The following is a 427-nucleotide window of genomic DNA, read 5'->3' as shown; positions in this document are numbered from 1 at the left end:
CTAAGTTCCAACCAGAAAAATATGTTGTTTCTGAAGCGAAATTTGATGTAACAGGTACGAAACTCGTTGATGATGACAAAGAATTGGCTAACAAGGTTGCGGATACAAACGCTAACCCATATGCGGACGATGCATCAAACAACGAAGAAGAAAACTTGAACACCAAGACTGTGAAACGTAGCCAAAAACTTTATTACCAAGTATGGCTTGACACGACTCAATTTGATGCAGCTAACAAGGATAACATCCAAACAGTTGGTATCACAGATGACTTCGATGAAACTAAGTTGACTGTGAATGCTTCAGACATCAAGGCATACGATTCAGTATCAGGTGCGGATGTTACATCTAAGTTTGACATCTCAATCGCTAACGGTGTAATCACAGCTAACCTCAAAGATGGCTTCACTAAGTCACTTGGCGATGC

1 protein-coding gene is annotated in these 427 nt (G+C 40.5%); it reads left to right on the top strand.

Translation table 11 applies throughout. From position 1 onward, the window contains the following. Window positions 1–427: SspB-related isopeptide-forming adhesin (locus HMPREF2904_RS10905; RefSeq protein ID WP_141751222.1), on the top strand; the 427-nt coding region annotated here is incomplete at both ends.

The organism is Streptococcus sp. HMSC072G04 (genome assembly GCF_001813295.1).
GTDB lineage: Bacteria > Bacillota > Bacilli > Lactobacillales > Streptococcaceae > Streptococcus.
The sequence above is the reverse complement of the archived record's forward strand: the minus strand, read 5'-3'. Positions and strand labels throughout refer to the sequence as shown.